This is a genomic window from Pseudomonas sp. AGC41 (genome assembly GCF_057334555.1).
In genome coordinates, this window is record NZ_JBHFJB010000072.1 from 1 (window position 1) to 1,307 (window position 1,307).

Genomic DNA, 1,307 nt, shown 5'->3' on the forward strand with positions numbered 1-1,307 from the left:
TCCCTGGCCCAGCGCGGCTATCCCGGCATCCATGCCGGGATGCCCACTGCGCAATGCCTGCGTTCGGCCAGCGTGGTTAACGGGGCGCCGAGATCAACATCAAGGTCTTAAGCGAGGCGGCCTGACAGCCGACCTGGTTTTGGGTGAAACCGCGTTTCCCCTGTGGGAGCGAGCCTGCTCGCGAAGGCGGCCTTTCAGGCGCCATCAATCAGCTTTCAGCGATCAACCAATCCATCTGCCACCCACCCTGGGTTTGCCCGAGCTTCCTGGACAACCATGGCAGCAATTCCCGCAATTCTTCCTCAAGCCCCCACGGCGGATTGGCAATCGCCAGGCCGGAGCCGTTCAGGCTGTTGGGCGTGGCCAGCGGATGCACCAGCAATTCCACCCGCAACAGCTTCGGCGCGCCGGTGCCGGCCAGGTCCTGGTAGAAGCGCCGCAACATGCGCTGGTCCTTCACCGGGTACCAGATCGCCGCGACCGTCTGGCGCATCCGGCCGATGGCCTCTTTGAGCGAAGCGGCGCAGCGCTGCATCTCGTCGAGCTGTTCAAAGGGAGGATCGATGAGCATCAGTCCGCGCTTCTCGCTCACCGGCAGCAGAGCCCGCGGCACATGCCAGCCTTCGCCCAGGTGCACCGCCACGCGTCGGTCGCCCTTCATGTTGTCCTTGAGCAATACACCGTCTTCGGGATGCTTCTCGTTGAGCAGCACCCGGTCCTGCGCCCGGGTCAGGCGCCGCGCCAGTTCCGGCGAGCCCGGGTAATAACGCAACTGGCCGTCCGGGTTCATCTCGTGCAGCACCTTCATGTACTCGGCGGTCAGCGGCGACAGGTCATCCTGGCCCCACAACCGCGCGATGCCCTCCAGGTATTCGCCGGTGCGATTGGCCTGGTCGCCCTGCAAGTCGTACAGCCCGATGCCCGCGTGGGTGTCGAGGTAGGCAAAGGGCTGCTCCTTGCGCGACATCAGGGCAATGAGGCGGGTCAAGGTCAGGTGTTTGAACACATCGGCGTGATTGCCGGCGTGGAAGGCGTGACGATAATTCATGGCGGCTCCTGCGAAGGCCGAGGAGTTTACCTTGAAGCGTGCCGAACGTCAGGGGTTCGCAGCCGAGCGGACGACGGCCACCACCCCTGTGGCGAGGGAGCTTGCTCCCGCTGGGTTGCGCAGCGGCCCCCTTACAACGGGCCTCAACACGCCAACAGTTCGCAGGCGCCCGCCTTGCAGCGCTCGCATTCCTCGCAGAACGGCGCGGGGCTTTTCAGGCTGAGGATCTGCGCATGGCTAAGGGGCGAGGCCGGCGCCG

The 1,307-nt window shown here is 65.2% G+C and carries 1 protein-coding gene; it reads right to left on the reverse strand.

The genetic code is table 11. The features are described from left to right. Positions 1-208: 208 nt before the first annotated feature. Positions 209-1,048, reverse strand: coding sequence for a 23S rRNA (adenine(2030)-N(6))-methyltransferase RlmJ (locus ACE04F_RS13525; RefSeq protein ID WP_486107397.1), 840 nt, complete (start codon positions 1,046-1,048; stop codon positions 209-211). Positions 1,049-1,307 lie beyond the last annotated feature (259 nt).